Below are 26540 nucleotides of genomic sequence, written 5' to 3' on the forward strand. Positions count from 1 at the left end.
CGTCCATGCCCGAGCCGAACCCCCGGTAAAGCCGGGGACGAGCGGGAACACTCACGGCCGTTCGCGCATTGAACCGGAAAAGCGGAGGGCGGGCGCGCGCCCGGCCTCTCCGGGCTCTGATCGACTGGCGCGATCTGTGAGGTCCGGTGTCACTCCATGTGTCCTCGATGTCACGGGCACATGAAACGGTTTGCCGAACATGCGTAGGGTGCAGAGAACTCTTGGGACGAGCTTCGGAGGAAGTTCGAAGGCAGCCAAGGCAGTCACGGCAGCGACGAGCGAAGGAGGGAGCCGGAGCGATGGGCGACCACAAAGAACAGCCCCTGCGGGTGGGCGCGGCCGTGCGGCGCCGGCGCCGTTCCCTGGAGCTCACCCTTGCCGTCGTGGCCGAGCGCAGCGGTCTGTCGGTGCCGTTCCTGAGCCAGGTCGAGAACGACCGCGCGCGGCCCAGCACCAGCTCCCTGGAGAAGGTCGCCGACGCCCTGCGCACCACGGCCGTCGAACTCCTCGCCGCCGCCGACCCGGCGTGCAGCGTCGACGTCGTACGGGCCGAGGTCGCCGAACAGGGTCCGGGCACGGGACCGGGGCCGGACCCGGAACCCCGCTCCCGCTCCCTGGTGCGCGGCCACCACCAGATGCACGCCTCCGAGTTCACCGGCGACCACGACGCGGGCCGTGAATTCCAGTACCGCAACGACCAGTTGATGTACGTCGCCGACGGCGCGGTGGAGATCGAGGCGGAGGGCCGCGCCTACCGCCTGGGCCGCGGCGACACCCTGTACCTCACCGGCGGGGTCCGCCACCGCTGGCGGGCGACCGTGCCGGACACCCGGGTGATCGTCGTCGCCGTGGCCGAGCACATCGAGGCGGTACGCGACCGGGACCGGGGCCGGAAGCGGTAGTGCGGGTCGTCTCGCTGGTGCCGTCGCTCACGGAGGCCGTGGCCGCCTCCGTGCCCGCCGCCCTGGTCGGCGCGACCGACTGGTGCACCCACCCGTCGGACCTCGACGTCACCCGGATCGGCGGCACCAAGAACCCCGACGTCGACCGGATCGTCTCCCTCGCCCCCGACCTGGTGATCGCCAACGAGGAGGAGAACCGGGAGCCGGACCTGGCCGCGCTGCGCACGGCCGGCCTCGACGTGCTGGTGACGGAGGTCAGGGACGTCCCGCAGGCCTTCCGGGAGCTGTCCCGGGTGCTCCGGGCGTGCGGGGCGGCCGCCCGGCCGGGCTGGCTGGCGGAGGCGGAGGAGGCGTGGGCCGCACTGCCGCGTCTCACCGGGCACGATCGCCGGACGGCCGTCGTGCCGATCTGGCGCCGCCCGTGGATGGTGCTGGGCCGCGACACCTTCGCCGGGGACGTGCTGGCCCGCCTGGGCGTCGACCACCTGTACGCCGGGCACGCCGAGCGCTATCCGCGGATCCCGCTCGACGAGCTGCGCGCGGCCGCACCGGACCTGGTCGTCCTCCCGGACGAGCCCTACCGCTTCACCGCCGACGACGGCCCGGAGGCCTTCCCGGGCCGGCCGGGCGCGCTGGTCAGCGGACGGCACCTGACGTGGTACGGGCCGTCGCTGGCCGAGGCGCCGAAGGCGTTGGGCGAGGCGCTGGCCGAGGCGCGGCGAGCAGCGCACCGCTGAGCAGCCCGCGCGCGGTGCGCACGGCGACGACCGCCCAGGCGGCCACGAGGACGCCGTACAGCGCGCAGGCGAGCACGTCGTAGACGACCAGCCCGGTGTGCCGGGCCAGCGCCGCCGCTCCGGTCACACAGGTGCCGACCGGGAAGGTGAACGCCCACCAGGTCATCGCGAAGCGCATTCCGTGCCGCCGGGCCCGTACCGCGTGCGCGGTGGCCAGAGCGAGCCAGAGCAGCGCGAACCCCATGACGGGCACCCCGTACAGCACGGCGGGACCGCGGCCGTCCGGCCCGGCCACCACCGCCGGAGCGGCCTGCGCGAAGTTCCCGACGGCGGTGGTGGACTGCCCGAGCGGGCCCAGGACGAGGAAGAGGGTCGGGGTGAGCACGAGGGGCAGCGGCCCGCCGGTCACCAGCCGCCCGAACACCACCGGCAGCATGACGAACGTGGCGAGCAGACTCAGCCCGAACAGCGCGAAGCACGCGAGCAGCAGGGTCTGCCGCGGCTGCCCGGCCGGCAGATACGGCACCAGCGGCGGCCCGAGCGCGGCGGACACCATGGGCGCGACGAGCGGCAGCAGCCACACCGGCGTGGCCTGAGCGGGCTCCACCCGGTGGCGTACGGCCATCAGATACGGGACGGCGACGGCGGCCACGAGCCCGACGACCGTGCCGGCGCCGAACAGCACGGCGTCCAGCGCCACCGCGGCCCGGATGCCGATCCAGTCCCGGCCGACGGCGAGTGCGCCGCCCCCGACGGCGAGCAGCGCCATCGCCAGGCAGCCGTAGAACGGGGCCGTCGCCGGGTCCAGGAGATGGGCGCGGGCCTGGTCGCGATGGTGACGCCAGTGCAGGGCGCGCGCGGCGAGCAGGGCGAGCAGCAGGGCGAGGGAGAGCGCCCAGAAGGCCGCGCAGAGCGGCCGCAGCCCCGGGAGCCGCACCGGGAGGGCGACTCCCGCCGTGCCGACGATCGCAGTGCCCATGACCGTGGCGTACCAGTTCGGTCCGAGGTGACGGACGGCGGTGACCATGACTCCACGGTCGCGTGGGGGCGCGTCGGCGACCAGGGAGGACGTCTCTATGGGGACATAAACTGGGCTTATGGGCAGCGAGGAGAGCGTGACGAGTGCGGCCGGTCCGGCTGGTGCGGCCGGTGCGTCCGGTGCGGAGGAGCAGCGGTCCGGTGGCGGCGGTGGCTCGATCGCGCACCGCGTCCCGGACCTGGGCGCGCTGGAGCTGCTGCTGGCCGTGGCCCGGCTGGGCAGTCTGGGCGCCGCCGCGCGCGAGCTCGGCATCACCCAGCCGGCCGCGAGCAGCCGCGTCCGCTCCATGGAGCGCCAGCTGGGCGTGGCCCTGGTGGACCGGTCGCCGCGCGGCTCCCGGCTCACCGACGCCGGCGCGCTGGTCACGGACTGGGCGCGGCGGATCGTCGAGGCGGCGCAGGCGTTCGACGCGGGTGCGCAGGCGCTGCGCGACCGCCGGGACTCACGGCTGCGGGTGGCGGCGAGCATGACGATCGCCGAGTACCTGCTGCCCGGCTGGCTGCTCGCGCTGCGCGCCGGCCGGCCGGACACGGCGGTGTCGCTGCTGGCCGGCAACTCGGCGGCGGTGGCCGAGCGGCTGCTGACCGGGGAGGCGGACCTCGGCTTCGTGGAGGGGCTCACGGTGCCGCCCGGTCTGGACTCCGCGGTGATCGCCCACGACCATCTCATCGTCGTCGTCGCGCCCGGCCACCCGTGGGCCCGTCGCCGGCGCCCGCTGCCCGCGTCCGAGCTGGCGTCCACGCCGCTGATCCTGCGGGAGGAGGGCTCGGGGACGCGTCAGGTCCTCGACACGGCGCTGGGCGGTCTGGCCCGCCCCCTGATCGAGCTCTCCTCGACGACGGCCGTGAAGGCGGCGGCGGTGAGCGGGGCGGGCCCGGCGGTCCTGAGCGAGTTGGCGGTCGGCGACGAACTGGCGCTGCGCCGCCTGGTCGACATACCGGTCGAGGGGGTCTCCCTGGCCCGCGACCTGCGCGCGGTATGGCCGACGGGCCACCGCCCGACCGGCCCGGCGAGGGAACTGCTGACGCTGACCCGGGGGTAGGACGCGCGGGCTCGCCCGGCGCCGGTCACGGCATTCCGGTGCGGCTCCCGGGGACGGGACGGGCGGGGACGGCGCCCCTCCGCCCAGGCCGCCGCGGGCGGGAAGCAGCCGCGACCAGGGCGCGCATGACCCGGACGTCCTCGCCCATCTCCGGATGCCACTGCACGCCCAGCACCCAGCCCGCGGACGGCAGTTCGACGGCCTCGACGGTGCCGTCCGCCGCGTACGCCGACGGGATCAGGCCCGTGCCGAGGCGGTCCACCGCCTGGTGGTGGTAGGTCGGCACGGCGGTCTCCTCCGCGACGACCTCCGCGTACAGCGTGCCGGGGACCGGCTTGACCGGGTGGCTGCCGAAGACGCCGACGACCTCGGCGTGTCCGTCGATGTGCTGTGTCAGGGTGCCGCCGAGAGCGACGTTCAGCAGCTGCAGGCCCCGGCAGATGCCGAGCAGCGGGACGTCCGCCGCCAGCGCCGCGTCGATCAGGGCCAGCTCCCACGCGTCCCGCTCCGGGGCCGGAGCTCCGGTGCGGGGGTCGGGCTCGGCGCCGTAGCGGACCGGCTCGACGTCGGGGCCGCCCGCGATCACCAGGCCGTCGAGGCGTGCCACGGTCTCCGCCGCGTGCTCGGGCGCGTCCGGCGGGAGCATCGCGGCCAGCCCGCCGGCCCGCTGCACGAGCCGTGGGTACCCGACGGGCAGCAGCGCCGCCTCCAGCTCCCACACGCCCCAGCGCGTCCCGGACTCCAGATAGGTGCTGACGCCGATCAGCGGCCTGCCGCTCGCCATGCGCTCTCCCGTTCCCTCAATGACCGACTCTCAAAAACCGACTCAATGGACTGCTTGCATACCTTTAGCTTCGCATGGCCGACCTCACGTCAGGAAGCCCCTGAGCAGGGCCGCCGTCCCCGCGCAGTGCTCCCGCATCATCTCCCGCGCGCCGTCCGCGTCCCCGTCCAGCACCGCCTCCACCAGCGCGGTGTGCTGCCGCTGCGAGTGCTCGAGGTTGCGGACGAGCAGTGGGATGCAGTCGAGCAGATCGTTCACCGTGGCCCGGACCGCCGCGTACCGCGCGGTCAGCGAGGGGGAGCCGCACAGCTCGGCCAGGGTGAGGTGGAGCATCGTGTCCAGGCGGCGGTAGTCGGCCAGCGGTGCGTCCGCGGTGGCGGCCAGGGCCTCGCGCAGCCGCTCCGCCTGCTCGTCGGTCAGCCCGTGCGTGGCGCACAGCCCGGCCGCACCCACCTCCAGCACCTCGCGGAAGCGCAGCACGTCCTCGATGTCGGTCTTCGCGATCCGCCGCCGCAGCTCGTCCTCGCCGTCGGCGTCCGCGCGCGGCAGCGCGCGCGGCAGCACAAACGTTCCGCCGTACCGGCCCCGGCGGGACTCGACCAGCCCCTGGTCCTGGAGGACCTTCAGCACCTCGCGCAGCGTCACCCGGCTGATCCCGAGCCGCTCCGCCAGGTCCCGCTCGGCCGGCAGCCGTTCGCCCCCCGGCACCAGGCCGAGACGTACCACCTGCAGGATCTGCTCCAGCGCCTCCTCGAAGCCGTTTCCGGCCCGCACCGGCCGCAGCACCGGCGTCAGCCGGTCGTCCGGTCCGCCGTCAGCGTCCACCGACATCTGGCCGTGCCCCCTTCCCAAGCAATGGTTCTCCGCAATACCTTATGGCTCCCGGCCGCCCCAAGCAGCCGAGGAAGCCGAAGGAGGCCGTCCCGTGGCAGACCGCACACCCCCGCTCAGCGTCGAGGAGCTGCACGCCCTCGTCGCAAGCGGTGAGATCGACACTGTCGTCCTGGCCTTCCCCGACATGCAAGGGCGGCTCCAGGGCAAACGGTTCGCCGCCGGATTCTTCCTCGACGACGTCCTGCGGCACGGCACCGAGGGCTGCAACTACCTCCTCGCCGTCGACACGGAGATGAACACCGTCGACGGATACGCCATGTCCTCCTGGGAGACCGGCTACGGCGACTTCGCCATGCGCCCCGACCTGGCCACCCTGCGCCGCGTGCCCTGGAACGCCGGCACCGCCATGCTGATCGCCGACCTCGCCTGGAACGACGGCTCGCCCGTGGTCGCCGCACCGCGCCAGATCCTGCGCCGCCAGCTGGAGCGCCTCGCCGAGCACGGCTTCACCGCCCAGGTCGGCACGGAACTCGAGTTCATCGTCTTCAAGGACACCTACGAGGCCGCCTGGGACGCGAACTACCGCGGACTCACCCCGGCCAACCAGTACAACATCGACTACTCGGTCCTCGGCACCGGCCGCATCGAGCCGCTGCTGCGCCGTATCCGCAACGAGATGGCCGGCGCCGGCCTCACCGTCGAGTCCGCCAAGGGCGAGTGCAACCCCGGCCAGCACGAGATCGCCTTCCGCTACGACGAGGCCCTGGTCACCTGCGACCAGCACGCCGTCTACAAGACCGGCGCCAAGGAGATCGCCGCCCAGGAGGGCGTCTCGCTGACCTTCATGGCGAAGTACAACGAGCGCGAGGGCAACTCCTGCCACATCCACCTCTCGCTCACCGACGCCGACGGCGCCAACGTCATGGCCGGCACCGCCGGGGACCCGGGCGGCATGTCCGACGTGATGCGCCACTTCCTCGCCGGACAGCTGGCCGCACTGCGCGACTTCTCCCTCCTCTACGCCCCCAACATCAACTCCTACAAGCGGTTCCAGCCGGGCTCCTTCGCCCCCACCGCCGTCGCCTGGGGCTACGACAACCGCACCTGCGCGCTGCGGATCGTCGGCCACGGCCGCTCGATGCGCTTCGAGAACCGGCTGCCGGGCGGCGACGTCAACCCGCACCTCGCCGTCGCGGGCCTGGTCGCGGCCGGGCTGTACGGCATCGAGCAGAAGCTGGAGCTGCCCGAGGCATGCGCCGGCAACGCCTACACCGCCGACTACGCGCACGTCCCCACCACCCTGCGCGAGGCCGCCGAGCTGTGGTCCGCCAGCCCGATCGCCCAGGCCGCCTTCGGGGACGAAGTCGTCGCGCACTACGCCAACATGGCCCGCGTGGAGCTGGCGGCCTTCGACGCCGCGGTCACCGACTGGGAGCTGCGCCGCTCCTTCGAACGCCTGTGAAAGGTCCCTCCGTGTCCGACCCGCACGAACTCGTCGTCCTCAACCCCGCCACCGAGGAGGTCGTCGCGACCGTCCCCGCCGCCACCGAGGCCGACGTGGACGCGGCCGTCGCCCGCGCCGCACGGGCACAGAAGCACTGGGCCGCGCTGCCGCCCGCCGACCGCGCCCGGCTGCTGCGCCGCTTCGCCGACGTCGTCGACACGCACGTCGAGGAACTGGCGCTGCTGGAGGTCCGCGAGGCCGGCCACCTCCTCGGCAACGCCCGCTGGGAGGCCGGCAACGCCCGCGATCTGCTGCTCTACGCGGCCGGCGGCGTCGAACGGCTCCTGGGCGGCCAGATCCCCGTCCCCGGCGGCTGGAACGTCACCTTCCACGAGCCGCTCGGCGTGGTCGGCGTGATCGCCCCCTGGAACTTCCCCATGCCCATCGCGGCCTGGGGCTCCTTCCCGGCCCTCGCCGCCGGCAACGCGGTTCTCCTCAAGCCCGCCGAGACCACCCCGCTCACCGCCCTGCGGCTGGCCGAACTCGCCCTGGAGGCCGGCCTGCCCGAACACCTCTTCCAGGTCCTGCCCGGCTACGGCGCGGTCGCCGGACGCGCGCTCGTCGACCACCCGGACGTGGCGAAGATCGTCTTCACCGGCTCCACCGGCACCGGCCGCGAGGTCATGGAACGCTGCGCCCGCCAGGTCAAGCCGGTCACCCTCGAACTCGGCGGCAAGAGCCCGAACGTCGTCTTCGCCGACGCCGACCTGAAGCGGGCCGTCGACCCGTTCTCCTTCCTCGACAACTCCGGCCAGGACTGCTGCGCCCGCACCCGGATCCTCGTCCAGGAGTCGGTGTACGACGAGGTGGCCGACCATCTGGCCCGCGAGCTGTCCGCCGTGGTGGTCGGCGACCCGGCCGACGCGGCGACGACGATGGGCCCGCTGATCTCCCGCCGACAGGTCGAGCGCGTACGGTCGTTCGTGCCGGACGACGCCCCGGCGCTGCGCGGGACGGCCCCCGAGGGTCCCGGCTTCTGGTTCCCGCCGACGGTTTTGACGGGTGAGGCCTCCGACTCCGCCGCCGCCCGCGAGGAGATCTTCGGACCCGTCGCCGTACTGCTCCCCTTCACCGACGAGGCGGACGCGATCCGGCTCGCCAACGACACCCCCTACGGCCTCTCCGGCTCCGTCTGGACCCGGGACATCGGCCGCGCCCTGCGCGTCTCGGGGGCCGTGCGGGCCGGCAACCTGTCCGTGAACTCCCACTCCAGTGTCCGCTACTGGACGCCCTTCGGCGGCTACAAGCAGTCCGGCGTCGGCCGTGAGCTGGGACCGGACGCCCTGACCGCCTTCACCGAAACCAAGAACGTCTTCATCAGCACGGAGGGCCCCGCACAGTGACCGCATCGCCTGAAGAGATCATCTGCCGCCGGCTCGTCGGCCGTACCGCCGTCATCACCGGAGCCGGCAGCGGCATCGGCCTCGCCACCGCGCGCCGGCTCGCCTCCGAGGGCGCGCACGTCGTCTGCGGCGACGTCGACGAGGCCCGCGGCAAGGCGGCCGCCGAAGAGGTCGGCGGGATCTTCGTGAAGGTCGACGTCACCGACCCCGAGCAGGTCGAGGCGCTGTTCAAGACCGCCTACGACACCTACGGCAGCGTCGACATCGCCTTCAACAACGCGGGCATCTCCCCGCCCGACGACGACTCCATCCTGGAGACCGGCCTCGAGGCCTGGAAGCGCGTCCAGGAGGTCAACCTGACCTCCGTCTACCTGTGCTGCAAGGCCGCCATCCCCTACATGCGGCGCCAGGGCAAGGGCTCCATCATCAACACGGCGTCCTTCGTGGCCAGGATGGGCGCGGCCACCTCCCAGATCTCCTACACGGCCTCCAAGGGCGGTGTGCTGGCGATGTCCCGCGAACTGGGCGTGCAGTTCGCCCGGGAGGGCATCCGCGTCAACGCCCTCTGCCCCGGGCCGGTCAACACCCCGCTCCTCCAGGAGCTGTTCGCCACGGACCCGGAGCGGGCCGCCCGCCGCCTGGTCCACATCCCGGTCGGCCGGTTCGCCGAGGCCGAGGAGATCGCCGCCGCCGTGGCCTTCCTGGCCAGCGACGACTCCTCGTTCGTCAACGCCAGTGACTTCCTGGTGGACGGCGGGATCTCGGGCGCGTACGTCACGCCCCTGTAGGCCGTCTCAGAGGAACGTGTGACCCTCGCCCCGGTAGGTCGGGACGGTCGCCGTCACCTCGTCCCCCTCGACGAGGTGCAGCACGTCGAACCGCTCGCACAGCTCACCGGCCTTCGCGTGCCGGAACCACACCTTGTCGCCGATCAGCAGATCGTCGGCGGGGGAGCCGAGCAGCGGCGTCTGCACCTCGCCCGGACCCTCCTGGGGGTCGTAGCGCAACCCCTCCGGCAGATACGGCACCGGCAGCCGGTCGGGTCCGGCCGCGCCGGAGGCCGGGTAGCCGCCGCCGAGGACGGTCACGATCCCGACCCCCGGCCGCCGGACGACGGGGTGGGCGAACAGGGCGGCCGGACGCCCGCTGAAGGACGTGTAGTTGTCGAACAGCCGCGGCACGTACAGCCCCGACCCGGCCGCGATCTCCGTGACCGCGTCCTCCGCGGCGGTGTGCTGCACACTGCCGGTGCCGCCGCCGTTGACGAACTCCAGATCCGGTACGACGGCCCGCACCGCGCGCACCACCGCGGCGCGCCGCTCGGCGAGCTCCCGGCGGGCGGTGGCCTGCATCAGCCGGATCGCCCGGGACCGGAACGGCCGCCCGGCGAGGGAGTCGCCGACCCCGGCGATATGACCCTCGTACGCCATGATCCCCACGAGCCTGAAACCGGGCCGTCGGGCCACCGCCCGCGCCACGTCGGCGACCTGGGCGGGGGAGTGCAGCGGCGAGCGCAGCGCGCCGACCCGCAGCCGGCCGCCGAGCAGCTTCAGCGAGGTGTCCAACTCCAGGCAGACCCGGACGACTTCGCTCCCCTCGCCGCGTGCCGCGTCGATCAGATCGAGCTGGGCCACGTCGTCGACCATGACGGTGACGGCCGCGGCCAGCTTCGGGTCGGCGGCCAGTTCGGCGAAGGCGGTGCGGTCGGCCGACGGGTAGGCGAGGAGGACGTCGTCGAACCCCGACCGCGCCAGCCACAGCGACTCGGCGAGGGTGAACGACATGATCCCCGCGAAGCCGTCCTTCGCCAGGACGCGTTCCAGCAGGGTCCGGCAGCGCACGGACTTGCTGGCGACCCGGATCGGCTTCCCGCCGGCCCGGCGCACCAAATCCTCCGCGTTGGCGTCGAAGGCGTCCAGGTCCACAAGGGCGAGCGGGGCGTCGAGATGGGCGGTGGCCCGGTCGTAACGGGCCCGGTCGGCGGCGCGCGCAGTCATGAACGAAGCCTGCCAGACAGGATTACCGCAGGGTAGGGGGACGTTCCGGGCAGAAGCCCCGGGGGGCACGGACTGGTTCCCGTTCGACCGGCGACAAGCCGTAGAGTGACGCGCACGCACGGAGGAACGGCTCTGACCGGGCACCCGCTTCGGGATGCCGGTCCTCCTGTGCGGGTATGCGTGCCCGGAACGGACTGTCGCGTCCGCACCGGGACCGCCCGGGCACGAGATTTCGACGGCCCGCGTAGGAGAACGACGGCCCGGGGACGAGGAAACGGGGGGTGCATGAGTACGGAAGAACTCCGCGCCTCGGTCCCCCAGCGCCCGGACGTGCCTCCCCGCCCCGGCGTCCCACCCCGCCCGACCACCCCTCCCCGCCCGCCCGAGCCGCCGACGGCGCGCCCGGAACCGACGGACGACGCGGCTGACCCGACGCAGGCGCCGACCGCCTCGGACTCCTCGGACTCCTCGGACACGGTTCCCCCCGTTCCCCCCGCCGCCTCCCGCTTCTTCGGCCTGCGGGCCCAGCACACGGACGACATGACCCCGCCCCCGCCGCCCGCGTCGGCCCGCTTCCCGGACATCCCGCCACGGCCGAGCCGCCCCGCCTCGACCCCGCGACGCGACGACGCTCCGGCGCCCGGGCGAGCCGAAGAGCGCCCGTCCACCGCCGGCGTCCCGCGCCCCACCCCACCCCACGACTTCCGCCGCGCCCCCCGCCCCACCAGGCCGGCCCCCCGCCCCACCGCTTCGGACACCCCGCCTCCCGCGGGTCGAGAGGACGCCCGCCCGCCCCGCTGGGAGGCTTCGCGCGCCTCCGGTCCCGACGGGTCGCGTCCTTCGGGTCCGCCGTCCGAGCCCCGTCCCGCGGCCGGGGGCGCTGCTGGTTCCGCGGGTCGAGAGGGCGCCCGCCCGCCCCGCTGGGAGGCTTCGCGCGCCTCCGGTCCCGACGGGTCCCGTCCTTCGGGCACGCCGTCCGAGCCCCGTCCCACGGCCGGGGGCGCTGCTGGTTCCGCGGGTCGAGAGGACGCCCGCCCGCCCCGCTGGGAGGCTTCGCGCGCCGCCGGTCCCGACGGGTCCCGTCCCTCCGGCCCGCCGTCCGAGGCCCGGCCCGTGGGCTCCGACAGTGCTCCCGCCGCCGATTCCGACAGCGCCTGGACGCCCCTGCCGCGCAGCTGGGTGCCGACGCCGGGGCGGAGTCGACAGGAGACGGAGGCGGACAGCGCCCGGGCCGGATACAGCCGCGGCGACGCGGCGACGGTCTCCGGGACGGACGAGGGACCGGCCTGGACTCCCGCCGCGGCCCTGCTGCGGCCCGACTTCACCGTGCCGCCCGCGCCCCCCATGCCCGCCGCGCCGCCGGTGCCTTCCACGCCGCCCCCGGCGCCCCCCGTACCCGAGGCTCCCAGGCGGCCCGACACCACCCAGGACGCGCTCAGCGGGCCCGATCCGGCCCTCTCCTGGAGCGCTCCCATGACCCCGGGCGGCACCCTGGGCGCCACCCGGCCCGTGGTGACGTTCGCGCAGCCCGAGGGGTACCGCGACACGCCCCGGCGCCGGACCAGAAGGGCACGCACCGCCGCGGCCGCCGTCGGCGTGGTCCTCGGACTGGGCCTCATCGGCGGTGCCGTGACCGGCAGTTGGCTCGTCGGCGACTCCGAGGACGGCGCCGAGCGCAGCGCCTACACCGCAGCCGCCGGCCTGTGGCACAACGTGCCCGTCGACCAGCTCTTCCCGCCCACGGTCGACGGACAGGGCGCCGGCCCCGGCGGCGCCGACCGCACCTGGACGCGGATCGCCGTCGCCCCGGACAGCGGCTGCGCCGGCGCCTTCGACCCGCTGCTGCTCAAGGCCCTCGCCCCGGTCGGCTGCCAGCGGCTCCTGCGCGCCACCTACACCGACGCCACCCAGAGCTATGTGACCACCGTCGGCCTGCTGTTCACCAACGCCGACGCGGCCGCCATGCGCTCGCTCGACGCCCGCTTCTCCAGGGAGGGCCTGGCGAAACGGGCCGACCTGATGCCCCGCCCCTACGCCGCGAAGGACACCGTCGCAGCCGCCTTCGGCGACAAGCAGCGCGCCGCGTGGACGGTCTCCGTCCTCACCGACGCACCCGTCGTCGTCTACGCCGTCTCCGGCTGGGCCGACGGCCGCACCGTCGACGCCCCGCAGCCCGCCCCGGTGGCCACCGCGACCGGCGCCACCACGGCCCCCGCGCAGGCCGGCCTCGGCAACGAGGCGCAGGGCCTCGCCGACCGCATCGAGCGCGGCCTGCGCAAGACCGCCGCCACGCCCTCGGAGCAGCCCTCATGAACACCCGTACGACCCGCGCGACCCGCAGGGCCGGGCTCCTGTGCTGCCTCCTCGCCGCCGCCGTCGCCCTCGCGCCGACGTCCACGGCCTACGCCGACAGCATCCGCGCCCAGCAGTGGGCCCTGGAGGCGCTGCACGCCCAGGAGGCCTGGGAGACCACCAAGGGCAAGGGCATCACCGTCGCCGTCCTGGACACCGGCGTCGAGGCCGACCACCCCGATCTCGTCGGCAACATCCTCACCGGCAAGGACATGGTCGGCTTCGGCGCGAAGCAGGGCGATGACGCCTGGGCCCGCCACGGCACCGCGATGGCCAGCATCATCGCCGGTCACGGGCACGGCTACGACAACGGCGAGGGCGTGCTCGGCATCGCCCCGGAGGCGAAGATCCTCCCCGTCCGCGTGATCCTCGAGGACGGCGACCCGCAGCGCACCAAGGCCCGCAACACCCGTGGCAACGCCCTCGCCGAAGGCATCCGCTGGGCCGCCGACCAGGGCGCCGAGGTCATCAACCTCTCCCTCGGCGACGACTCCGCCTCCGCCCACCCCGAGCCCGCCGAGGACGAGGCCGTCCAGTACGCGCTGAAGAAGGGCTCGGTCGTCGTCGCCTCGGCCGGCAACGGCGGCGAGAAGGGCGACCACATCTCCTACCCGGCGGCCTACCCGGGCGTCATCGCCGCGACCGCCGTCGACCGCTACGGAACCCGCGCCTCGTTCTCCACCCGCCGCTGGTACGCCACGGTCAGCGCGCCCGGCCAGGACGTCGTCATCGCCGACCCGGACCACAAGTACTACCAGGGCTGGGGGACCAGCGCCGCCTCCGCGTACGTCTCGGGGGCGGTGGCGCTCGTCAAGGCCGCCCACCCCGGTCTGACCCCGGCGCAGATAAAGAAGCTCCTGGAGGACACCGCCCGCAACGCCCCCGCCGGCGGCCGCGACGACTCCCGGGGCTACGGCTTCATCGACCCGGCCGCCGCGATCAAGGCCGCCGCCGACCTGAAGCCGGAGGGCCTGCACTCCGTGGCCTACGGCGAGCGGTACTTCGGCGCCGGCCCCGACCAGCCGAAGGCGGAGGACCACACGTCGAGCTGGGCGGGCCTGCTCGCGGGCGGCGCCGGGGGAGTGCTGCTGGTGACGGCGGTCGTCCTGTGGCGCGGCCGCCGGGAGCCCGACCCGCACGAGGCGTTCGAGCCGCTCTAGCGGCCGGCCGCAACGACTACTCGGTGGCGGACGCCGACGCCGAGGCGGTCCCGTCGGTGAACACCGACACCGCCGCCTGCGCCACCGACTCGACCAGCGAGATCCCCGTGGCCTGCGTCGCGTTGCCGTTGGACAGCACGGCCACCAGGTAGTCCCGGCCGTCGACGGTCACCCGCCCGATGCTGTTGACGTCCCACAGCGCGGTCGTGCTGCGCGCCAGCCAGCCGTTCTTCAGCGCCCACGAGGACCCGTCGGCCGCGGCCGAGACACCCCAGTGCTGATCTGCGGCTATCTGCCTCATCAGGCCCTGGAGGTAGCTCTGCGAGGCCTCGCTCAGCTTCGAGTCGTCCCCGAACACCTGCTGGAGCAGCCTGAGCTGGTCGGCGGCCGTGGTCTGGGTCAGCCCCCACAGCATGTCGTCGCCGCCCTCGGTCCCCGTCAGCCCGAACACCTCGTTCGCGGCGTCGAGCCCCTCGGCCTTGCCGATGATCCGCCACAGCTCCGACGCCGAGACGTTGTCGCTGTTCTCGATCATCGCGGTGGCGTACGACTTCTCGGCCGCCGTCAGCCGGCGGTCCGCCTGCTGCGCCTGGAGCAGCAGCGTCGCCAGGATGTCCACCTTGACGATGCTCGCCGTGTCGAAGGCGCGAGCGCCGTAGGTGGCGCTGTCACCGGAGTCCATGTCGAGGACGGCCACGGACACGGCCGCGTCGTCCGGCACGGTCACCGACTTCATCGCCGACGCCAGCAGCGCGTCGTGGTCCGGCTCGGGCACCGCCACGGTCTCCACCGTCATCTCCTCGCTCCCGGACTCCGAGGCCGAGGCCGAGGCCGACGGAGTCGGAGAGGACGACGATACGGCTCCCGCGCGCGCGTGCGCCTGTGCCTTCACATAAACGGTCCCGCCCGCCGTGGCCCCCAGGACGGCGACCGTGGCGAGCGCGGTGTACAGGAGCGGACGGCGCCGGGAGGGGTGAGCGCGGCGGCTGCGACGTGCTCTGGAAGACTCCATGCCCGTGATGGTCGGGGGCCCGACTGTGCACGCCGTTAGACGGACGTTAGAGGTGTGTCAGGGAAGTCTGAGAATCCTGTGAAAGTCGTCACCGTCGCGTTTCGGTCCCCGCACAAGCCCAGCAGCATCCCCCCGATAAGGTCGACGACCGTGGCGAACAAGAACATTCCCGACTCCGGCTTCTCCGACGACGACGGCTCCGCCGATCCCCGGCTGAGCGCGGCGCTCGGCGCCTGGGCACAGGACCGCACCGCCGTGGGCCCGGTCCTCGCGGCGCTCAAGGGCGCCCGGCTGCTCGTCCCGGTGGTGGCCGTGCTCGGCGAGGTCGAGGAGGACGAGAACGGGCTGCGCCGCGAGAAGAGCAGCGACATGGCCGTCCCGACCCTGAAGGCGGGCGGCCGCACCGCCCTGCCGGCCTTCACCTCCACCGACTCGCTGGCCCGCTGGGATCCCGAGGCCCGCCCCGTCGCCGTCCCGTTGCACCAGGCGCTGCAGGCGGCCGCGCACGAGAAGGCCGACACGGTCGTCCTCGACCTGGCGGGGCCGGTGGCCTTCGAGCTGACCGGGCCGGCGCTGCTGGCGCTCGCCGAGGGCCGCACCTCGACCGACCCGCTCGCCGATCCGGCCGTGGTGGCGGCGGTCCGGGCCGCGGTGGCCGCCGAACCGGAGGTCCTCAGCGCCCACCTCGGCCCCGGTCAGGCCGACGGCACCCTCGCCCTCGTCCTCGACCCGGCGGCCGTCCCCGCCGAGGCCGCCCGGTCGGTGGCCCGGCGCCTCGCCGCCGACGAGACACTGAGGGCCCGCCTGGTGCGCGGCCTCGACCTGGCACTGCTGCCGGCCGGGACGACGCCTCCGGGCGAGCCCCTGTACAGGAAGAGCTGAAACGCGCCGGATCAGCCGTAGACCGGGCCCGTGTACTTCTCGCCCGGGCCCTGGCCCGGCTCGTCCGGGACCAGCGACGCCTCGCGGAACGCGAGCTGCAGCGACTTCAGCCCGTCGCGCAGCGGGGCCGCGTGGAAGGAGCTGATCTCGGTCGCGCTCGCGTCCAGCAGCCCGGCGAGGGCCGTCACCAGCTTGCGGGCCTCGTCCAGGTCCTTGTACTTGTCGCCCTCCTCCGTGAGCCCGAGCTTCACCGCGGCGGCGCTCATCAGGTTGACGGCGACCGTCACGATCACCTCGACGGCCGGGACCTCGGCGATGTCGCGGGTCATCTCGTCGAAGTCTGCGTTCTCAGGAGGGGTGTCACTCATGCAGGACACGATAGGCGCAGGGCGGAGCGGCGCCGTATCGAGGCTCGATTGGCCAGTCCTGGCGCGGGCTGCTAATCTCGTGTAACGACCGGTCGGACACGCGTGCCACCCAGCAGGCGGTCCGGCCCACAAAGTGGAGGCTCCGAACTCCCACCCGACCGTCCCCAGGGATGGCGGGTCACCCCGGTCAGGCGGCCACCATCGTTCCGTACGGACGATGGAGTCGCCGGTAGTGCGCCCCGCGGCAATCGCGGCGGTGCTCCGGTAGTGCTTGGAGCCCCGCATGTGATCGTTCGGGGCATTTTTTGTGCTTCGGCGTGGTTATAGGTCTAACGAACACAGACGTTACGCGGCCGTCCGCCAGACCGCCGCGTGGTGCTACCGAGGAGGATCCATCAGCGCCGAGCCCCGCATCAACGACCGGATTCGCGTTCCCGAGGTGCGACTTGTCGGTCCCAGTGGCGAGCAGGTGGGCATCGTCCCCCTGGCCAAGGCACTGGAGCTTGCGCAGGAGTACGACCTGGACCTGGTCGAGGTCGCGGCGAACGCCCGCCCGCCGGTCTGCAAGCTCATGGACTACGGGAAGTTCAAGTACGAGTCGGCCATGAAGGCCCGTGAGGCGCGCAAGAACCAGGCGCACACGGTCATCAAGGAGATGAAGCTCCGGCCGAAGATCGACCCGCACGACTATGACACCAAGAAGGGTCACGTCGTTCGGTTCCTCAAGCAGGGCGACAAGGTCAAGATCACGATCATGTTCCGCGGTCGTGAGCAGTCCCGGCCGGAGCTCGGCTACCGACTGCTGCAGCGACTCGCGTCGGACGTCGAGGACCTCGGCTTCATCGAGTCGAACCCGAAGCAGGACGGCCGGAACATGATCATGGTTCTCGGTCCGCACAAGAAGAAGACCGAGGCCATGGCCGAGGCTCGTCAGGCGCAGGAGGCCCGCAAGGCCGAGGCGAAGGCCAACCCGGGCCGTTCGCAGAACGCCGCGGACGCCGACGCCGTGAACGCCGACACCGACGCCGACGTGGTGAACGCCGAGGCTGACGTCGAGGCCCCTGCCGAGGCTTCCGCCGAGGCGTGATCCGCGGGACGCGAGTCCCAAGGACATAACCGATTGCAAGCGACGTTCCACCGTGCCCGGTTTCACGACCGGGCACCGGAACGCCACCGACGAGGAGAGAACGGCGCTATGCCGAAGAACAAGTCGCACAGCGGTGCCAGCAAGCGCTTCAAGATCACCGGCTCCGGCAAGGTGCTCCGTGAGCGCGCCGGCAAGCGCCACCTGCTCGAGCACAAGTCGTCCCGCGTGACGCGTCGCCTCACCGGCAACGCCGAGATGGCCCCGGGCGACGCCGCGAAGATCAAGAAGCTTCTCGGCAAGTGACGAAGCGGCGCCTGATCCCTTGATCACCGCGCGCCGTACGTCTGGACCGGGACCCAATCGATTCCGGGCCGTGTGACGAACCACCACGGCCCCGCTACAAGGAGTTAAAAAGTGGCACGCGTCAAGCGGGCAGTCAACGCCCACAAGAAGCGCCGGGCGATCCTCGAGGCGGCCTCCGGCTACCGCGGTCAGCGTTCGCGCCTGTACCGCAAGGCCAAGGAGCAGGTCACCCACTCGCTGGTCTACAACTACAACGACCGCAAGAAGCGCAAGGGCGACTTCCGTCGGCTGTGGATCCAGCGCATCAACGCCGCTGCCCGCGCCAACGGCATCACGTACAACCGCTTCATCCAGGGTCTGAACGCCGCGAACATCGAGGTCGACCGCAAGATCCTGGCCGAGCTGGCCGTGAACGACGCCACCGCGTTCGCCGCGCTGGTCGAGGTCGCGCAGAAGGCGCTGCCGGCGGATGTGAACGCGCCCAAGGCCGCGTGACGCTGCGCTGGCTTCAGCCGACGTGACTTGAGGACCCGCAGGCCGTGAAGCCTGCGGGTCCTTTGCTGCTGACGTGACGGGTAGTCGTTCGAGTGCGGGTCGGTGGGGGCTGGTCGCGCAGTTCCCCGCGCCCCCAGGGGGTTGCAGTCCCCCACGAGTAAAAAACGAAGGTGAGTTCCACATGCCCTCCGTCAGTCCCGAGTTGATCTCTCCCCGTTCGCCCCGGGTCTCTGCCGCCCGGCGGCTGGCTCGGCGGAACTTTCGGGGGAAGGAGCGGCTGTTTCTCGCGGAGGGGCCGCAGGCCGTGCGGGAGGCCGCCGGGCATGCGGACACGCTGGTCGAGCTGTTCGCCACCGTCGAGGCCGCCGAGCGCTACGCCGACATCGTCGGCGAGGCCCGCGCCGCCGGCGCCCGGGTGCACCTCGCCGCCGAGCAGATCATCGAGGACATCTCCACCACCGTCACCCCGCAGGGCCTCGTCGGGATCTGCCGGTTCCTGGACACGCCGTTCGAGGAGATCCTCGCCGCCCGGCCCAAGCTCGTCGCCGTGCTCGCCCATGTGCGCGACCCCGGCAACGCCGGCACCGTGCTGCGGTGCGCCGACGCGGCCGGCGCCGAGGCCGTCGTCCTGACCGACGCCTCCGTCGACCTCTACAACCCCAAGGCCGTACGGGCGTCGGTGGGCTCCCTCTTCCACCTCCCGGTCGCCGTCGGGGTCCCCGTCGAGCAGGCCGTGGCCGGGCTGAAGGGCGCCGGGGTGCGGATCCTCGCCGCCGACGGCGCGGGGGACGACGACCTCGACGACGAACTCGACAAGGGCACCATGGGCGGGCCCACCGCATGGGTGTTCGGGAACGAGGCCTGGGGGCTCCCGGAGGAGACCCGCGCGCTCGCCGACGCCGTCGTACGCGTCCCGATCCACGGGAAGGCCGAGAGCCTGAACCTCGCGACCGCCGCAGCCGTATGTCTCTACGCATCGGCCCGTGCACAGCGCGCCTCCGGAGGGTGCCGCTCCGTCACCGAGAGCTAGTAGGGTGACGAGCTCGGGGGGCCTCTTCCGGGAGGATGGGAGGTGGGGTACGGGGATGAGTGTCGGCACGAGCAGCGCACCGCAAGCGGCCCGACCGGTCGGTGACCTCGCCGAACTCGGCATCGACCCGGACGACCTGCCCGACGGGCTCGTCGTCGCCGACGAGCACGGGCATGTGATCTGCTTCAACGCCGCCGCCCAGCGCATCACCGCCGTCCCCGCCGCGGACGCCCTCGGACAGCGCCTCGACAAGGCCCTGCCGTTGGAGGACCTCGAAGGCCGCCGCTGGTGGCAGTGCACCGACCCGTACGGCGGCCTTGCCATCCGCGTCGGCCAGCCCGAGCGCAACCTGCTGCTGCCCGGCGGCCGCGAGGTGCTCGTCACCGTGCGATACGTCCGCACCGAGCCCACCGGCCCCGTCCGCCGCGTCGTCGTCTCGCTGCGCGACACCGAGGCCCGCCGGCGTACCGAGCGCAGCCACGCCGAGCTGATCGCCACCGTCGCCCACGAACTGCGCTCCCCCCTCACCTCCGTCAAGGGCTTCACCGCCACCCTGCTCGCCAAGTGGTCGCGGTTCACCGACGACCAGAAGCGGCTGATGCTGGAGACCGTCGACGCCGACGCGGACCGGGTCACCCGCCTCATCGCCGAGCTGCTCGACATCTCCCGCATCGACTCCGGGCGGCTGGAGGTGCGCCGCCAGCCCGTCGACATAGGCGCGGCCGTGGGACGGCACATCCAGGCCTACGTCGCCGCCGGACAGCCCGCCGACCGGTTCCTGCTGCGCCTCGAACAGCCGCTGCCCATGCTGTGGGCCGACCCCGACAAGGTGGACCAGGTCCTCAGCAACCTGCTCGAAAATGCGGTGCGCCACGGGGAGGGAACCGTCACGATCGACGTAACGCCCGCCGCCTCCCCCCGAGAGGGCGAGGACATCGGCACGTCGGTCACCGTGAGCGACGAGGGCGCCGGCATCCCGGAGGAGTCCATGAACCGCGTCTTCACCCGCTTCTGGCGGGGCAGCAAGCGCGGCGGCACGGGCCTCGGGCTGTACATCGTCAAGGGCATCGTCGAAGCCCACGGCGGCACCATCACGGTCGGCCGCGCCCCCTCGGGCGGCGCCGAGTTCCGATTTACCCTGCCCGTGGGGGCTCCGGCGTATCTCGCCTAGCCGCCCGCGGGCGCATGCGTACACCTCCACCCCGTTAGACTCGGCCTTTGGCACCTTTGTGTCCCATGGACGGCCCTCTGACCTCTGCGTGAGTCGGTGACGGGGACCTTCAGCCAGCCAATCGGAAGCACGGGAAGAGATGTCGGCACCGAATAAGTCGTACGACCCGGTAGAGGTCGAGGCGTTGAAACCGGAAGAGATCGAGCGCATGCGGGACGAGGCGCTCGCCGCCTTCGCCGCCGCGGACTCGCTCGACGCGCTCCAGGAGGCCAAGGTCGCCCACACCGGCGGTGCCTCCCCGCTGGCCCTGGCCAACCGCGAGATCGGCGCCCTGCCCCCGCACGCCAAGGCCGCCGCCGGCAAGCTCGTCGGCCAGGCCCGAGGCGCCGTGAACAAGGCCCTCGCGGGCCGTCAGGAGGAGCTGGAGGCCGAGCGCGACCAGCGCGTGCTGGTCGAGGAGGCGGTGGACGTCACGCTGCCCCACGACCGTGTGCCGACCGGCGCCCGCCACCCGCTCACCACGCTGTCGGAGCGCATCGAGGACGTCTTCGTGGCCATGGGCTACGAGGTCGCCGAGGGCCCGCAGGTCGAGGCCGAGTGGTTCAACTTCGACGCCCTCAACATCGGCCCGGACCATCCGGCCCGCGGTGAGGCCGACACCTTCTTCGTGCAGGGCCCCCAGGGCGGCACCGAGTCCGGCGTCGTGCTGCGCACCCACACCTCGCCGGTCCAGATCCGCTCGCTGCTCGGCCGTGAGCTGCCGGTGTACGTGATCTGCCCCGGCCGCGTGTACCGCACCGACGAGCTGGACGCCACGCACACCCCGGTCTTCCACCAGGTCGAGCTGCTCGCCGTCGACGAGGGCCTGACCATGGCCGACCTCAAGGGCACCCTGGACCACATGGTCCAGTCGCTGTTCGGCGAGGGCATGAAGACGCGGCTGCGGCCGAACTTCTTCCCGTTCACCGAGCCGTCCGCCGAGATGGACATGGTGTGCTACGTCTGCCGCGGCGAGTCCGTCGGCAACCCCGACCGCCCCTGCCGCACCTGCTCCAGCGAGGGCTGGATCGAGCTGGGCGGCTGCGGCATGGTCAACCCCAAGGTGCTGGCCGCCTGCGGCGTCGACCCGGAGAAGTACAGCGGGTTCGCCTTCGGGTTCGGCATCGAGCGGATGCTGATGTTCCGCCACAACGTCGAAGACATGCGAGACATGGTCGAGGGTGACATCCGGTTCACTCGGCCGTTCGGGATGGAGATCTGATGCGGGTCCCGCTTTCCTGGCTGCGGGAGTACGTCGACCTGCCGGCCACCGAGACCGGCCGTGACGTGCAGGCCAAGCTCGTTTCGGCGGGCCTCGAGGTCGAGACGGTCGAGCAGCTCGGCGCCGACCTGAAGGGCCCCCTCGTCGTGGGCCAGGTCCTCACCATCGAGGAGCTGGAGGGCTTCAAGAAGCCGATCCGCTTCTGCACGGTCGACGTCGGCACCGCCAACGGCACCGGTGAGCCGCAGGAGATCGTCTGCGGCGCCCGCAACTTCGCCGTCGGCGACAAGGTCGTCGTGGTGCTCCCGGGCGCGGTCCTCCCCGGCGGCTTCTCGATCGCCGCCCGCAAGACGTACGGCAAGACCTCCCACGGCATGATCTGCTCCGGCGACGAGCTGGGCATGGGCGACGACGGCAGCCACGGCATCATCGTGCTGCCGCCGGAGACCGAGCTCGGCAAGAACGCCATCGAGCTGCTCGAACTGGTCGACGAGGTCCTGGACATCGCCGTCACCGCCAACCGCGGCGACTGCCTCTCCATCCGCGGTGTCGCCCGTGAGGCCGCCATCGGCTACGGTCTGCCGCTGCGCGACCCCGCCCTGATCGACGTACCGGCGCCGAACGCCTTCGGCTACCCGGTGCAGGTCTCCGAGCCCATGGGCTGCGACCGCTTCACCGCCCGCACCGTCACCGGTCTGAGCCCCGAGGCGCGCTCCCCGCTCTGGCTGCAGCGCCGGCTGCAGAAGGTCGGCATGCGCCCGATCTCGCTCGCCGTCGACATCACCAACTACGTGATGATGGAGCTCGGCCAGCCGCTGCACGCCTACGACCGCACGCTGGTCCAGGGCACGATCGGCGTCCGTCGGGCCGCGGAGGGCGAGCAGATCGTCACCCTCGACGGGACGACGCGCACGCTGCACGCCGAGGACCTGGTCATCACCGACGAGCGCGGCCCCATCGGCCTCGCCGGCGTCATGGGCGGCGCCAACACGGAGATCGCCGACCACTCGGACCTGGAGAACGCCTCGACCGACGTGGTCATCGAGGCCGCGCACTTCGACGCGGTGTCGATCGCCCGTACGGCGCGTCGCCACAAGCTGTCCTCCGAGGCCTCCCGGCGCTTCGAGCGCGGCGTCGACCCGCAGGCCGCGGCGGCCGCCGCGCAGCGCACGGTCGACCTGCTGGTGCTGCTCGCGGGCGGCACCGCCGACGCGGGCGTCACGGAGGTCATCGCCCCGTCCGCCCCGCACACGATCAGCGTCCCCGCCGACCACCCGGACAAGGTCGCGGGCGTGGTGTACGGCCGCGAGACCGTCGTCCGCCGACTGCAGGAGATCGGCTGCGACGTCTACGGACAGGACGAACTGCTCGTCACCGTCCCGTCCTGGCGGCCCGACCTCGTCGAGGTCAACGACCTGGCGGAGGAGGTCATCCGGCTGGAGGGCTACGAGAACCTGCCCTCCACGCTGCCCAAGCCGCCCTCCGGCCGCGGTCTCACCCACCGCCAGCGGCTGCACCGCCGCGTCGGCCGCGCCCTGGCCGGCGCCGGCTACGTCGAGGCGCCGAACTACCCGTTCATCGGCGAAGGCGTCTTCGACCAGCTCGGCCTGGCCGCCGACGACCCGGCCCGCCGTGTCGTCAAGCTCACCAACCCGCTGAACGACGAGGAGCCCGCGCTCCGCACGTCGCTGCTGCCGGGCCTGCTGGCCGCCCTGCGGCGCAACGACGGCCGGGGCAGCCATGACCTCGCGCTGTTCGAGACCGGGCTGGTCTTCCACCCGCGCGAGGAGGCCCGTGTCGCCGGTCACCTCCCGGTCGACCGTCGCCCCACCGACGAGGAACTGGCGTCGCTCGACGCCGTGCTGCCCGAACAGCCGCGTCATGTCGCCGCCGTCCTCGCGGGCGCCCGCGAACAGGCCGGCTGGTGGGGCAAGGGCCGTCCGGCGGACTGGGCCGACGCGATCGAGGCGGCGCGCGCGGTCGCGCGGGAAGCCGGGGCCGAGCTGATCGTCCGCAGCGGTCAGTACGGGCCGTGGCACCCGGGCCGCTGCGCCGAGTTCGTGGTGGTCGCCGACGGCGCCGAGCGGGTCGTCGGTCACGCGGGCGAACTGCACCCCCGGGTGCTGAAGGCGCTGAGCCTGCCCGCACGCACCTGCGCGATGGAGCTGAACCTCGACGTCCTGGAGGCGGTCGGCAACGACACCCCGCAGGCGCCGAGCATCTCCACCTTCCCCGTCGCCACGCAGGACGTCGCCCTCGTCGTCGACAGGTTCGTGCCGCACTCCGACGTCGAGTCCGCGCTGCGCGAGGGCGCGGGCGAACTGCTGGAGGGGATCCGGCTGTTCGACGTCTACGAGAACGCGGAGCAGCTGGGCGAGGGGCGGAAGTCGCTCGCCTATGCGCTGCGCTTTCGCGCGAGTGACCGGACGCTGACCGTCGATGAGGCGTCGGCCGCTCGGGACGCCGCGGTTGCCCTCGCGGGCGAGCGGACGGGAGCGGTTCTGCGGGGCTGATGCCGCGCGCCCGGGTGGTTTCACTCGTCCGAGTGGCAAGTCGAGGTGAACCGGTCCTTCCGGGCCATCGCCTCGGCAGAATCGGACCGGCCTTTCGGGGCCGGTCCGATTGCGTTGTCGGGCCTGGATGGGGGGCCGTCTCGCCACTTCTTCTCCCTGATGGGAGCACTGGAGAAGGCCCTGAGGGATCACCCGGTCCAGCCACAGCGGACCCGCAGCCGACCATGCACCTGTAGTTTCCGGCCGAACCCGCGGAGCGCTGCGCCGGGCCGCCGTTTCATGAGGGGGAGCCGGCGGCCCGGCGAACCTCTTGCGAGGCATTCCAGTCAACCGGCCGGAAACGCTCAGCGACAGCGCGTGCACGCTACGAATGCGCGCACTCGGTTCACACCCCGTGTGAAGACACACCCACTACTCTGACGGCACCGAGGCACCGGGGGGCACCCATGCAGCCCAACACTCTGCTCGACGCGATCCTGGACGAGGCGGGCATCTCGCATGCGGGCCTCGCCGCGCACGTCAACCAGGCCGGTCGAGTCCGTGGACTGGCGCTGCGGTACGAGCACACGGCGGTCGCCCGGTGGCTGAAGGGCCAGCGGCCGAGGGGCCAGGTGCCCGACCTGATCTGTGAGGTGCTGGCGGCGCGGCTGCACCGGCCGGTCACCCTCGACGACATCGGCCTGGGCGTCCCGGGCGAGCCGTCCTCCCCGCACGGCACCTCGCTCTCCGGCTTCGTCGAGCGGGCCACCGCCCTGTGGCGCTCCGACGAGCAGCAGCGCCCGCACGTCCTGGGCGCGCCCGCCGTCACCGGCACTCCGGCCGTGATGCCGGTGTGGGAGTGGGAGAACCCGCCGGAGGACGTGGACGTTTCCCGTGGCGGCCGGCATCGCGTCACCTCCGCCGACATCGAGATGCTGCGCGCCGCCCGCGCCCACTACGAGCAGATGTACCGCAAGGCGGGCGGCATCGCGACCCGCAGCCGGGTCGTCGGCTTCCTCAACGCCGAGGCGGCCCCCCTGCTGCGCGGCAGCTACACCGATGAGACGGGCCGTCAACTGCACCGCGCCACCGGTGGGTTGGTGGCGGTCGCCGGGATCTGCGCCTACGACTCCGACGCGCACGGGCTGGCCCAGCGGTACTTCCACCAGGCGCTGCGGCTGGCGAAGGCCAGCGGGGACCGGGGACTTGGCGCGTATGTCATCGCGCTCCTCGTCAACCAGTCTTTGTTCATGCGGGAGTACCGGCAGGCCGTGGCCTTCGCGGAGGCGGCGTTGCGGGCGGCCGGAAAGCACATCACGCCCGCCCTCGCCTCCGACCTCTACGCGATGCAGGCCAAGGCGTACGCGCACCTCGGCGACGGCACGAGCGCCCTGTCGTGCATCCGGCGTGCCGAGACGGCCGCCGAACGCATCCGGCGCGGGCGTGAACCCGATGAGACCGGCTATGTCCAGCCGGGCCTGGTCAACGTCCAGGTGGCGGAGGCGCTGCTCAGCCTCGGCGACCTCGCCGCCGCCGCGGAGCACGCCGTGGCCGCCGTCGACACCCCGGCGCACGACCGGGGGCGGGTGCACCGGCTGGCCATGCTCAGCACGATCGAACTGCGCCAGGGCAACGCCGACAAGGCGGTGGTCACCGCGGTGCGGATGGCCGAACAGGCGCGGGGAATGGAGTCCCAGCGCCTGCGGGACAGACTTCGCGCGGTGCGCGAACACCTGGTGCGCAGCGACTGCTCGGGCACCGCCGAGGCCGCCGAGCTCATCGACGGAGCGCTGCGCGTGCCGCTGTAGAGACCGATGCTGCATAGTTCCTGCTGCGATATTGCCACTTACTCGATGGAAGGTGGCAGAACCGTGCAGTGGACGAAACAGAACGAACAAACTGTGTATGAAAACCGCTGGTTCAGCGTCAACCTGGCAGATGTGGAGCTGCCGGACGGCCGGCACCTGGACCACTTCCTCATACGGCTGCGGCCCGTCGCGGTGGCGACCGTCGTGAACGCGGCCAACGAGGTCCTCCTGCTGTGGCGACACCGTTTCATCACCGACAGCTGGGGGTGGGAACTCGCGGCGGGCGTGGTCGAGGACGGCGAGGACGTCGCCCGAGCGGCCGCCAGGGAACTCGAGGAGGAGACCGGCTGGCGGCCGGGGCCGCTGCACCACCTGATGAGCGTGGAGCCGTCCAACGGGCTCACCGACGCCGTCCACCACATCTACTGGTCGGACCACGGCGAGTACGTGGGACACCCGGTGGACGACTTCGAGTCGGACCGCAGGGAGTGGGTCCCGCTCAAGCTCGTCCCCGACATGGTCGCCCGGGGGGAGGTCCCGGCCGCCAACATGGCGGCCGCGTTGATGCTGCTGCACCACCTCAGGCTCGGCTGAAGGCCTGCCGGATCGTCACACGGCGTGCGAACACGGCGGGCCCGGCGCGTCCGAAGAGCGCCGGGCCCGTGCCGTTCACCGCCGGTGGGCAGCCCGAAGGCGAGGAGCGACCGCCGGTGAGCAGTGCCTGCCGGTGGTCGGTGCCTGCCGGTGATCAGTACGTGTAGAAGCCCGAGCCGGTCTTGCGGCCCAGTCGGCCGGCGTCCACCATGCGCTGCAGCAGCGGGGGAGCGGCGTACAGCGGCTCTTTGTACTCCTCGTACATGCTCTTAGGGGATGGGATTCCGGGGCCGATGGAGCGGGCTCGGCGCTGATCAGGCCTCTTGGTTCTTTCTGGTTCTTT

Annotated in this window: 25 protein-coding genes; 18 read left to right on the plus strand and 7 right to left on the minus strand. The window is 72.7% G+C overall.

What is annotated here, in order from left to right; translation table 11 throughout:
• Positions 1-299 precede the first annotated feature (299 nt).
• The gene (locus ABZ725_RS34500) at positions 300-902 is read left to right on the plus strand and encodes an XRE family transcriptional regulator (RefSeq protein WP_358806398.1); all 603 of its coding nucleotides are present in this window, start codon (positions 300-302) and stop codon (positions 900-902) included.
• Entirely contained in the window at positions 902-1639 is a 738-nt protein-coding gene (locus tag ABZ725_RS34505) for a helical backbone metal receptor (protein ID WP_351908071.1), read from the plus strand. Before ABZ725_RS34500 ends, ABZ725_RS34505 begins: the two co-directional genes overlap by 1 nt.
• Here ABZ725_RS34505 and ABZ725_RS34510 read toward each other — a convergent pair.
• Entirely contained in the window at positions 1539-2666 is a 1128-nt protein-coding gene (locus ABZ725_RS34510) for a TDT family transporter (RefSeq protein ID WP_358806399.1), read from the minus strand. The two genes, ABZ725_RS34505 and ABZ725_RS34510, sit on opposite strands and share 101 nt — an antisense overlap.
• 70 nt (positions 2667-2736) lie before the next feature.
• Here ABZ725_RS34510 and ABZ725_RS34515 point away from each other — a divergent pair, with 70 nt between their 5' ends.
• Positions 2737-3720 carry a LysR family transcriptional regulator gene (locus ABZ725_RS34515; RefSeq protein ID WP_358806400.1) on the plus strand — a complete coding sequence of 328 codons (984 nt, stop codon included), beginning with the start codon at positions 2737-2739 and terminating at the stop codon, positions 3718-3720.
• A gap of 25 nt (positions 3721-3745) precedes the next feature.
• On the opposite strand, the gene ABZ725_RS34520 is transcribed toward ABZ725_RS34515, so the two are convergent.
• Together ABZ725_RS34520 and ABZ725_RS34525 are read right to left on the minus strand one after the other, a co-directional pair.
• Positions 3746-4504, minus strand: a complete 759-nt coding sequence (locus tag ABZ725_RS34520; protein WP_358806401.1) for a gamma-glutamyl-gamma-aminobutyrate hydrolase family protein — start codon at positions 4502-4504, stop codon at positions 3746-3748.
• 84 nt (positions 4505-4588) lie between these two features.
• Positions 4589-5335 carry an FCD domain-containing protein gene (locus ABZ725_RS34525; RefSeq protein WP_351908063.1) on the minus strand — a complete coding sequence of 249 codons (747 nt, stop codon included), beginning with the start codon at positions 5333-5335 and terminating at the stop codon, positions 4589-4591.
• A 94-nt stretch (positions 5336-5429) separates the two neighbouring features.
• On the opposite strand from ABZ725_RS34525, the gene ABZ725_RS34530 reads away from it, so the two are divergent.
• From ABZ725_RS34530 to ABZ725_RS34540, 3 genes are read left to right on the plus strand one after another with little or no spacing between them, the layout of a single operon-like run.
• Complete coding sequence (locus ABZ725_RS34530) at positions 5430-6800, plus strand: glutamine synthetase family protein (RefSeq protein ID WP_358806402.1); 1371 nt, start codon at positions 5430-5432, stop codon at positions 6798-6800.
• Positions 6801-6811: 11 nt separating this feature from the next.
• Positions 6812-8185 (plus strand): aldehyde dehydrogenase family protein, encoded by a 1374-nt coding sequence (locus ABZ725_RS34535; protein ID WP_358806403.1) that lies wholly within the window; start codon positions 6812-6814, stop codon positions 8183-8185.
• A complete protein-coding gene (locus ABZ725_RS34540) occupies positions 8182-8973 on the plus strand; it encodes a 3-oxoacyl-ACP reductase (RefSeq protein ID WP_351908058.1) in 792 nt (263 codons plus the stop codon). Before ABZ725_RS34535 ends, ABZ725_RS34540 begins: the two co-directional genes overlap by 4 nt.
• A 6-nt stretch (positions 8974-8979) precedes the next feature.
• Here the strand turns inward: ABZ725_RS34540 and ABZ725_RS34545 are convergent, their stop codons facing one another.
• Positions 8980-10182 (minus strand): amino acid deaminase/aldolase, encoded by a 1203-nt coding sequence (locus ABZ725_RS34545; RefSeq protein WP_358806404.1) that lies wholly within the window; start codon positions 10180-10182, stop codon positions 8980-8982.
• Positions 10183-11295: 1113 nt separating this feature from the next.
• Between ABZ725_RS34545 and ABZ725_RS34550 the strand changes: the two genes are divergently transcribed.
• Together ABZ725_RS34550 and mycP are read left to right on the plus strand one after the other, a co-directional pair.
• Positions 11296-12495 (plus strand): hypothetical protein, encoded by a 1200-nt coding sequence (locus ABZ725_RS34550; protein ID WP_358806405.1) that lies wholly within the window; start codon positions 11296-11298, stop codon positions 12493-12495.
• Positions 12492-13694: a type VII secretion-associated serine protease mycosin gene (mycP, locus tag ABZ725_RS34555; RefSeq protein WP_358806406.1), complete on the plus strand. Its 1203-nt coding sequence runs from the start codon at positions 12492-12494 to the stop codon at positions 13692-13694. The genes ABZ725_RS34550 and mycP overlap by 4 nt, the downstream gene beginning before the upstream one ends.
• Positions 13695-13710: 16 nt before the next feature.
• Here the strand turns inward: mycP and ABZ725_RS34560 are convergent, their stop codons facing one another.
• Entirely contained in the window at positions 13711-14706 is a 996-nt protein-coding gene (locus ABZ725_RS34560) for a serine hydrolase (RefSeq protein WP_358806407.1), read from the minus strand.
• A gap of 150 nt (positions 14707-14856) precedes the next feature.
• Here ABZ725_RS34560 and ABZ725_RS34565 point away from each other — a divergent pair, with 150 nt between their 5' ends.
• A complete protein-coding gene (locus tag ABZ725_RS34565) occupies positions 14857-15588 on the plus strand; it encodes an SseB family protein (RefSeq protein WP_358806408.1) in 732 nt (243 codons plus the stop codon).
• Between the two features lie 11 nt (positions 15589-15599).
• Here ABZ725_RS34565 and ABZ725_RS34570 read toward each other — a convergent pair whose 3' ends face one another.
• Positions 15600-15956 (minus strand): DUF1844 domain-containing protein, encoded by a 357-nt coding sequence (locus ABZ725_RS34570; protein WP_351908046.1) that lies wholly within the window; start codon positions 15954-15956, stop codon positions 15600-15602.
• A gap of 394 nt (positions 15957-16350) precedes the next feature.
• Here ABZ725_RS34570 and infC point away from each other — a divergent pair, with 394 nt between their 5' ends.
• The 9 genes from infC (at position 16351) to ABZ725_RS34615 (ending at position 26197) form a co-directional block, all read left to right on the plus strand.
• Positions 16351-17043, plus strand: coding sequence for a translation initiation factor IF-3 (gene infC / locus ABZ725_RS34575; protein WP_351908216.1), 693 nt, complete (start codon positions 16351-16353; stop codon positions 17041-17043).
• 108 nt (positions 17044-17151) lie between these two features.
• On the plus strand, positions 17152-17346 hold the full coding sequence (gene rpmI / locus ABZ725_RS34580; RefSeq protein WP_003977225.1) for a 50S ribosomal protein L35: 195 nt from the start codon (positions 17152-17154) through the stop codon (positions 17344-17346).
• Positions 17347-17457: 111 nt separating this feature from the next.
• Positions 17458-17841, plus strand: a complete 384-nt coding sequence (gene rplT, locus ABZ725_RS34585; RefSeq protein WP_020132316.1) for a 50S ribosomal protein L20 — start codon at positions 17458-17460, stop codon at positions 17839-17841.
• A gap of 181 nt (positions 17842-18022) precedes the next feature.
• Complete coding sequence (locus ABZ725_RS34590; RefSeq protein WP_358806409.1) at positions 18023-18871, plus strand: RNA methyltransferase; 849 nt, start codon at positions 18023-18025, stop codon at positions 18869-18871.
• A 55-nt stretch (positions 18872-18926) separates the two neighbouring features.
• Positions 18927-20042 carry an ATP-binding protein gene (locus tag ABZ725_RS34595; protein WP_358806410.1) on the plus strand — a complete coding sequence of 372 codons (1116 nt, stop codon included), beginning with the start codon at positions 18927-18929 and terminating at the stop codon, positions 20040-20042.
• A 139-nt stretch (positions 20043-20181) separates the two neighbouring features.
• A complete protein-coding gene (gene pheS / locus ABZ725_RS34600; RefSeq protein WP_358806411.1) occupies positions 20182-21303 on the plus strand; it encodes a phenylalanine--tRNA ligase subunit alpha in 1122 nt (373 codons plus the stop codon).
• On the plus strand, positions 21303-23816 hold the full coding sequence (gene pheT / locus ABZ725_RS34605) for a phenylalanine--tRNA ligase subunit beta (RefSeq protein ID WP_358806412.1): 2514 nt from the start codon (positions 21303-21305) through the stop codon (positions 23814-23816). Before pheS ends, pheT begins: the two co-directional genes overlap by 1 nt.
• Before the next feature lie 446 nt (positions 23817-24262).
• The gene (locus ABZ725_RS34610; RefSeq protein WP_358806413.1) at positions 24263-25603 is read left to right on the plus strand and encodes a transcriptional regulator; all 1341 of its coding nucleotides are present in this window, start codon (positions 24263-24265) and stop codon (positions 25601-25603) included.
• A 63-nt stretch (positions 25604-25666) separates the two neighbouring features.
• Positions 25667-26197, plus strand: a complete 531-nt coding sequence (locus ABZ725_RS34615; protein WP_358806414.1) for an NUDIX hydrolase — start codon at positions 25667-25669, stop codon at positions 26195-26197.
• Positions 26198-26351: 154 nt separating this feature from the next.
• On the opposite strand, the gene ABZ725_RS34620 is transcribed toward ABZ725_RS34615, so the two are convergent.
• On the minus strand, positions 26352-26540 hold a 189-nt coding region (locus ABZ725_RS34620; protein ID WP_358806415.1), incomplete at its 5' end, for a 3-hydroxyacyl-CoA dehydrogenase family protein.

Origin of the sequence: Streptomyces sp. NPDC006872 (assembly GCF_040635845.1) — a bacterium.
Taxonomy (GTDB): domain Bacteria; phylum Actinomycetota; class Actinomycetes; order Streptomycetales; family Streptomycetaceae; genus Streptomyces.